Consider the following 8,343-nt stretch of genomic DNA (forward strand, 5'->3'; position numbering starts at 1 on the left):
GAAACCGATGGAGTTCCGGCTCCTGGGCCCGGTCGAGGTGTGGCACAACGGGCGGCAGGTCGCTCTCGGGGGCCCCAAGCCGCGCGCCCTGCTCGCCACCCTGCTCCTCGACGCCGGCCGCGCGGTCGGCGTCGAGCGGCTGATGGAGGCGATCTGGCAGGAGAACCCGCCGCCGACCGCCCGTGGCGTGCTGCAGACCTATGTCGCCTCGCTGCGCCGGGCCTTCGACGGCGCGGGCCTCCCCGAGATCATCGCCTCGCATCGCGTGGGCTATCTGGCGCAGATCCCACCCGACGCCCTGGACAAGGACGTCTTCGAGCGGCTCGTGGAGCAGGGACGGCAGGCGGCGCGCACGGGAGGCCACCAGGAGGCGGCCGGCCTCTTCCGTACGGCGCTGGCCCTGTGGCGGGGCCCGGCCCTGGGCGGGACCGGTGACACCGGCCTGCGCCCGGACGCCATCAGGCTGGAGGAGTTGCGGCTCGCGGTGCTCGAAGAGCGGATCGCGGCCGACCTGGCGGCCGGCGGGGTCGAGGGGCTGATCGACGAGCTCACCCGGCTGGTCGCGGTCCATCCCATCAGGGAGCGGCTGCGCCGGGACCTCATGGTGGCGCTCTATCGGGCCGGCCGGCAGGCGGACGCGCTCACGATCTACCAGCAGGGCCGGCGGGCGCTGATCGAGGAGCTGGGCATCGAGCCGGGGCCGGACCTGCGGCGTACGTACGAGGCGATCCTGCACTCCGACCCCGCGCTGCTGGGCGCGGCCAGAACCGTCGCGCCCCGGCAACTGCCCTCCGCGCCCCCCGACTTCACCGCGCGCGAGGAGGAGCTGGCCGCCTTACGCGACCGGCTCACCAGGCCGAACACCACGCCGGTCTGCGTGATCTGCGGGCAGGGCGGCATCGGCAAGTCCGCCCTGGCGCTGCATGCCGGACACGAGCTGGCGCGCTTCTACCCCGACGGCCAGCTCCACGTGCAACTACGCGGTACGACGCACACCCCGGCCAACCCGGCGGAGATCCTGGGCCGCCTCCTGCGCGAACTCCAGCCACCCGGCACGCAGCTCCCCTCCACCCTGGAAGAACGCGTCAACCACTACCGGACCCTGCTGGCCGGCCGGCGCAAGCTGATCGTGCTGGACGACGCCGGCTCCGAGGCGCAGGTACGACCCCTGCTGCCCAGTGGTCCCGGCTGCGGCGTGATCATCACCTCCCGCAACCGCCTGGCGGGACTGGACGGCGCCACCCTCATCGACCTGGGCGTCCTGCCTCCCGAGGCCAGCGTCGAGCTGCTGGCCCAGATCGCCGGACAGGAGCGGATCACCGTCGACCTCGACGCGGCCCGGCACATCGTCGTGCGCTGCGGTGGCCTGCCCCTCGCTCTGCGCATCGCCGGCGCCCGGCTGGCCTCACGACGTCAATGGTCGGCCCGGCGCCTGGCCGACCGGCTGGAAGACGAACAGCACCGGCTCGACGAACTGGCCGCAGGAGACCAGGAAGTGCGGGCCAGCATCGCGCTCAGCTACGCCATGCTGCCCGACGCGGAGAAGACGGCGCTGCGCCGGCTCGGGCTGCTCGGCCTGCCCGGCTTCCCTCTCTGGGTCGCCGCGACGGCGCTGGAGACCGGCCCGCGCCAGGCCGAGCAGCTGCTGGAGCATCTCGTGGACGCCTCGCTGCTGGAGGAGGCGGACGTGGACGCGGCCGGCCAGGCCCGTTACCGGCTGCACGACCTGATCCGGCTGTTCGCCACCGAACGCGCGCACGCGGAGGAGCCGGCGGAGGAGCTGACGGCCACGGTCGGCAGGGTCCTGGGCGGCTGGTTGTGGCTGATCGAGCGGCTGAGCCAGGCCGCCCCCACCGGGGCGATCCCCATGCGCGCCGCGCCCGGCCTGGCCCGTCCGGTGGACGACGAGGCCACCAGGTCGGCGCTGGCCGATCCGCACGCCTGGTTCCGCAGCGAGGAAGAGGCCCTGATCGCCAGCGTGGAGCTGGCGGCGGCCATGGAGCTGGACGAACTGGCCATCCAGCTCGCCTGCGCCGTCTCGGCGGCGGCGTTCGAAGGCAGCCAGTACATCTTCGACGACCCGTTCGCGGCCTGGCGCCGGATGAACGACGCGGCGCTCTCGGTCGCCAGGCGGATGGACAACGTCCCGGGCGAGGCGGCCCTGCTGGCCGGCTTGGGCCACCTCTACTATGCGCGGGACTCCTTCGCCGAATCCCGCCAGTATCTCGGCCAGGCACTGTCGCTGTTCCGTACCGCCAAGGACGTCCGGGGGGAGGCGACCACCCTCGCCGGGCTCGGCGAGGCCTGCCGCGAGCAGGGATATCTCGCCGAGTCCCTGCACTTCCTCGCTCAGGCAGGGACGCTCCTGCACGACCTCGCCGACACGGCGGCCCTGGCGCACGTCAAACGGCTGTCGGGCACGGTACGCCTGGAACGCGGGGACTATCCGGCGGCCTGGACGGATCTGACCGCTTCGCTGGAGCTCTACCAGCAGGTGGGCAACCGCCGCGGCGCCGGGCTGACCCTGCGCAGCATCTCCCTGTACCACCGGGCCAGGGGCGAGCACGACAAGGCCGCGGAGCTGTGCGAGCAGGCGCTGGAGATCTTCCGTCCGCTCGGCGACCGGCTGATGGTGGCCTACTGCACCCGTTCGCTGGCCAAGGCGTGGCTCCGGCTCGGCAAGCACGACCAAGCGCGGCAACCGCTGGAAGACGTGCTCGCCACCATGCGCGCCCTGCAGGATCGCTGGGGCGAGGCCTGCACCCTGCGCACGCTCGGTGAGCTCGACCTGGCCGAGGGGCGGCTGTACGAGGCCAAGAGCCGGCTGGAGGAATCACTGGGGCTGTGGGAGACGCTGCGGATCCGCCCCTTCCAGGCCCGTACCCAGCGTGACCTGGCGCTGGTGCACCGGGCGTTCGGCGACGACGTCACCGCCGAGGCCATCTGGTCGCAGGCGCTGGAGACGTTCCGATTACACGGCTGCCGTGAGTACGACGAGCTGCTGAAGGACAAGCCCTACTGATCGTTTGCAGCGTTTTTGGAGCAGACCGCCGCACCATGGCGTTGACGTCTCAGGTCAGAGCGTCCATGGCCGGCAACGGAGGGCTCCATGCGGGAGATCGTGTTCCTGTCCGATTCGCGGATCGCCGAGGTCCCCGTCAAGGAATGTGCGGAACCACTGGTGGATCTGCGTACCTTGGAGGCCGTCCGGGTGGATCCGCGCCTCGCCGACGAGGCGAGTGCGTACGCGCACGTCCGGCAGAGCGTGGCCGACCGCCTGGTCGTCGCGCAGACGCGACTGCCGCGCGAGCTGCGCTTCCTGATCATCGAGGGCTTCCGCCCCGCCGCCCTGCAGCGGCGCTACTTCGCCTCGGCCGTCACCCGCCAGCGGGCCGCGCATCCGGACTGGGACGACGCCCGCGCCCGGATCGAGGCGAGCAGGTACGTCTCTCCGCCCGAAGTCGCCCCCCACTCCACCGGCGGCGCGGTCGATCTGACCCTGCGCACTTCCGGCGGCGTCGAGCTGGACATGGGCACGGCGGTCAACGCCACACCTCCGGAGAGCGACGAGAACTGCTACACCGACGCGCCCGACATTTCACCCGAGGCCAGGAGTAACCGCCGCATCATGGGCGACGCCCTGATTTCCGCCGGCTTCGTCAACTACCGCACGGAGTGGTGGCACTGGTCCTTCGGCGAGCGCTACTGGGCGTTCATCACGCAGGCCCGCTATGCCCGCTACGGCATCGTCGAGGACCTGACGGCCGACATAGAACGAACTTGACCTGCCGCGAACCTTGCCGCCACGGCCGTTGGGGTAGATCGCCCAGCATGTCCCGCGGTGTCCCCGTGGACACGATCGGTGAACGCACCACCCGGGTGAGACCGGCGGACGGCGAGAGGCGAGGACGGCGGGCACGCCGGCGACAAGGCGATGAGCGACAGCACAGAAGGCGATACGCGGCAGGACACGGGCAGGTCGGTGCGCCCGCCGTCGGCGGCCGATCTGGTGATTGTTCTGGGCACGCTGGTGGTGCTGATCGGCGGGTCGCTGGCGCTGTTCGGCCTGGACGCGCTCGACGGGCCGATCCAGGTGGCGCTGGTGCTGTGCGCGATGGTCGCGATGCTGGTGGTGCTGAAGAACGGCAACCGCTGGGAGGAGGTCGAGGCCAGCGGGCAGCGCGCGCTGTCGTCGATCACCAGCGCGGTTTTCATCCTGCTGGCGGTGGGCGCCCTGATCGGCACGTGGAACATGTCAGGGACGATCCCGACCCTGGTGTACTACGGGATCCAGGTGCTGTCGCCGGGCTGGTACTACGCCGCCGCCGCGCTGCTCTGCGGCATCGTGGCGATGTCGATCGGCAGCTCGTGGACCACGGCCGCGACGATCGGCGTCGGGCTGGTGGGCATCGCGACCATGCTGGGGGTGTCGGCGCCGATCACCGCCGGCGCAGTGATCTCGGGCGCGTACCTGGGGGACAAACTGTCCCCGTTGTCGGAGACCACGGTGCTGACCGCGCAGATGGTCCGGGTCGACGTCTATGAGCACATCAAGCGGCAGGCCTGGACCTCGATCCCGGCGTTCCTGATCGGCTTCGTGCTGTTCCTGCTGATCGGCTGGGTGTGGGGGCCGGCCGCGACCGACCTGGGCGACACCGGCAGCGAGCTGAACGCTCTGGGCGACATCTACTGGATCACGCCGCTGAACCTGCTGCCGCTGGTGTTGCTGGTCGTGCTGTCGGCGCGCAAGGTGCCGCCGGCGCTGGCGCTGATGGCGGCGGCGGTCTTCGCCGGGATCATGGGGATCCTCACCCAGCCCGCGGTGATCCGCGCGTTCGTCGGCGAGCCCGGGCTGAATCCGGTCGTGGCCGGGATCAAGGCGATCTGGCGGGCGATGGCCAACGGGTACGTGAAGAGCTCCGGCCTGGCGGACGTGGACCGGCTGCTGTCACGCGGTGGGATGGACAGCATGCTGCCGACGCTGTGGCTGATCATCGGCGCGGTCACGTTCGGCACTCTGCTGCAGGAGTTCGGGCTGCTCAACCGGCTGATCGACCCGATGGTGCGGGCGGCCAAGGGCACCGGCCGGTTGTTCGTGGCGGTGTTCGCCAGCGCGTTCGGGCTCAACATCATCGCCGGTGACCAGTACATCGCGCTGGTGCTGCCTGCGCGGGTGTACCGGGCCGAGTTCGCCAAGCGCGGCCTGGCGCCGACGAACCTGTCGCGGCTGACCGCCGACAGCGGCACGGTCACCTCACCGCTGGTGCCGTGGAACTCCTGCGGCGCGTTCATGGGCGCGGTGCTGGGCGTGCCGACGCTGGCCTACCTGCCGTTCTGCTTCTTCAACATCGCCAGTCCACTGCTCAGCGTCGTGTACGGGTTCACCGGCTTCAGGATCGAACACGTACCTCCGGAAGGCCGGCGCGAGGACGGGAGGCCGCACGATGGATGAGACCGCGACGAAGACCGGAGCCACGCGCGCGGTGTCGCTGCCCGTCCTGACCGCGATGGTGGTCGGATCCATGGTCGGCGCCGGGGTGTTCTCTTTGCCGCGCAACTTCGCCCAGGCGACCGGTGTGCTGGGCGCGGTCATCGCCTGGGTGATCGCCGGGGTGGGCATGCTGATGCTGGCCTTCGTGTTCCAGAGCCTGGCGGTGCGCAAGCCCGACCTCAACGCCGGCGTGTACGCCTACGCCAAGGAGGGCTTCGGCCAGTACCCCGGGTTCTTCTCCGCCTTCGGCTACTGGGCCAGTGCCTGCGTCGGCAACGTCACCTACTGGGTGCTGATCAAGTCCACCCTCGGCCTGGTGGTGCCGGCCTTCGGCGAAGGCGCGACGATCGCGGCGGTGGTGATCTCCACGGCCGGAGTGTGGGCCTTCCACTTCGTCATCCTGCGCGGCGTACGGGAGGCGGCCAAGATCAACCAGATCGTCACGGTCGCCAAGCTCATACCGATCCTGCTGTTCGTCGTGATCGTGGCCGTCGCGCTGCGCGCGGACGTCTTCGGCGCGAACCTGTGGGGCGGCACGGGGGACTCCGCCGGGACCTTGTTCGACCAGATCCGGGCGACGATGCTGGTGACCGTCTTCGTGTTCCTGGGCGTGGAGGGGGCCAGCGTCTACTCGCGCTACGCCCGCCGCCGCGCCGACGTCGGCCGGGCCACCGTGCTGGGCTTCCTGGCCGTGCTGGCGCTGTTCGCCTCGGTGAGCATCCTGTCCTACGGCGTGCTGCCCAAGGACGACCTGGCCGGGCTGCGCCAGCCCTCCATGGGCGGTGCGCTGGAGTCCGTGGTCGGCGCCTGGGGCGCGGGGCTCATCGGGGTCGGGCTGATCGTGTCGGTGCTGGGCGCGTACCTGGCCTGGACGCTGATGGCGGCCGAGGTGCTGTTCGTGGCCGCCAAGGACGACGACATGCCGGCCTTCCTCACCCGCGAGAACGACCGGAACACCCCGGTCGCGGCCCTGGTGATGACCAGCGCCCTGATCACCGCCGTGCTGTTCATCACCCTGTTCTCCGACGACGCCTTCACCTTCACCCTGGAGCTGACCAGCGCGTTGTCGCTGATCCCTTATCTGCTGGCGGCCGGGTACGCGCTGCGCCTGACGCTGAGCGGCGAGACGTACGACGCCGAGCCGGGCGGACGGGGCAAGGATCTGGCGGTCGCGGCGCTGGCCACCTTCTACACCGCCTTCCTCATCGTCGCGGCCGGGCTGAAGTTCCTGCTGCTGTCGTGCATCGTCTACGCCCCCGGCACCATCCTGTTCGTCCTCACCCGCAGGGAACGCGGCCTGCGTCCCTTCTCCGGTCCCGAACTGCTCCTGTTCGCCGTCGTCACCGCCGGAGCCCTCCTCGGCATCGCCGGCCTGGTCACCGGCCGCATCACGATCTAGACCCGCCCGCAGCACAGCAAGGAAGGATGAGCGACCGTGACCGATCAGCCCTACGGGGTGCACTCCGAGGTGGGCACCCTGCGCAAGGTCATCGTCCACCGGCCGGACCTGAGCCTGCGCCGGCTCACCCCGTCCAACAACGACGAGCTGCTCTTCGACGACATCCTGTGGGTGGAGCAGGCGCAGGCCGAGCACGACGCCTTCGTGCAGGTGATGCGCGAGCGCGGGATCGAGGTCTACTACCACCACGAGCTGCTCGCCCAGGCCCTGGACGCCGGTTTCGAGGCCAAGCAGCACGCCGTCGAGCACGCCGTCACCCATCTCACCGTCGGCCCGGCCCTCGTGGACAGCGTGCGCGAGACCCTGGCCGGGTGGCGGGGGGACAAGCTGGCCAGGCACCTCATCGGGGGCCTGACCAAGGAGGAGTTCGGGGTGGCGGAGCTGGACGGCCACTCGCTGGTGGCCGCCTCCTGCCACCCGCGCGAGTTCATCCTGCCCGCGCTGCCCAACTCGCTCTACCAGCGCGACCCCGCGGCCTGGCTGTACGGCGGCGTGTCGCTCAACCCGATGTACTTCCACGTCCGGCTGCTGGAGACGATGAACCAGTCCACCATCTACCACCACCATCCCATGTTCGCCGGCGAGGACTTCGCCTACTGGTACCCGTACGCGGGCGAGGACGACCGCTTCGACGAGGAGTCCTACGGCAACGCCGCCATGGAGGGCGGCGACATGATGCCCATCGGCAACGCCACGGTGGCGATCGGGATCAGCGAGCGCACCAACCCGCGCACCATCGAGCACCTGGCCCTGTCGCTCTTCGCCGCGGGGGCCGCCGAGCGGGTGATCGCCATCGAGGTGCCCAAGGCCCGCTCGTACATGCACCTGGACACCGTCTTCACCTTCCTGGACGCCGACAAGGCCAGCGCGTACCCGCCGTTCCTGGAGGCCGCGGTCGCCTTCAGCCTGCGGCCGGGCGACAAGAGCGGCACCCTGGACGTCCACCGGGAGCCGGGCCTGCGCCAGGCCCTTCAGGACGCGCTGCGCATCTCACGCCTGGACATCGTGCCCACGGGCGGCGACGACTACCAGCAGGCCCGCGAGCAATGGGACTCGGGCAACAACTTCTTCGCCCTGGCCCCGGGCGTGGTGGTCGGCTACCACAAGAACCAGTTCACCAACCGCAAGCTGCGCGAGCACGGTGTGGAGGTCATCGAGATCGAGGGCTTCGAACTCGGCAAGGGCCGCGGCGGCACCCACTGCATGACCTGCCCCATCCAACGGGACGCCGTCTGAACGCCGCAGCCGATCATCACGCCGTACGCGCTTCCATCAGGCTTCCGCGGCCTTCCGCGTCAGTGCCGCCTCGCGTTCGAGTGAGATGTCGCGAAGGAGTGCGGTGTCCTGGTAGAACGAGCGCTTCTTGGTGATTTTGCCGTGCACCACGTCGACC

General features: G+C 70.4%; 5 protein-coding genes. All 5 read left to right on the forward strand.

Annotation, left to right across the window (positions count from 1 at the left end; all coding sequences use genetic code 11):
• Window positions 1–7 precede the first annotated feature (7 nt).
• Window positions 8–3,022, forward strand: coding sequence for a BTAD domain-containing putative transcriptional regulator (locus tag AB0C27_RS52325; protein WP_357862144.1), 3,015 nt, complete (start codon window positions 8–10; stop codon window positions 3,020–3,022).
• 87 nt (window positions 3,023–3,109) lie between these two features.
• Window positions 3,110–3,784, forward strand: a complete 675-nt coding sequence (locus AB0C27_RS52330; RefSeq protein ID WP_357862146.1) for a M15 family metallopeptidase — start codon at window positions 3,110–3,112, stop codon at window positions 3,782–3,784.
• 150 nt (window positions 3,785–3,934) lie between these two features.
• Entirely contained in the window at window positions 3,935–5,452 is a 1,518-nt protein-coding gene (nhaC, locus tag AB0C27_RS52335) for a Na+/H+ antiporter NhaC (protein WP_357862148.1), read from the forward strand.
• Window positions 5,445–6,890, forward strand: coding sequence for a basic amino acid/polyamine antiporter (locus tag AB0C27_RS52340; protein WP_357862150.1), 1,446 nt, complete (start codon window positions 5,445–5,447; stop codon window positions 6,888–6,890). The genes nhaC and AB0C27_RS52340 overlap by 8 nt, the downstream gene beginning before the upstream one ends.
• A gap of 36 nt (window positions 6,891–6,926) precedes the next feature.
• On the forward strand, window positions 6,927–8,186 hold the full coding sequence (locus AB0C27_RS52345) for an arginine deiminase (RefSeq protein WP_357862152.1): 1,260 nt from the start codon (window positions 6,927–6,929) through the stop codon (window positions 8,184–8,186).
• The last annotated feature ends 157 nt before the right edge of the window (window positions 8,187–8,343 follow it).

Origin of the sequence: Nonomuraea sp. NPDC048882 (genome assembly GCF_040649755.1) — a bacterium.
GTDB lineage: Bacteria > Actinomycetota > Actinomycetes > Streptosporangiales > Streptosporangiaceae > Nonomuraea > Nonomuraea maheshkhaliensis.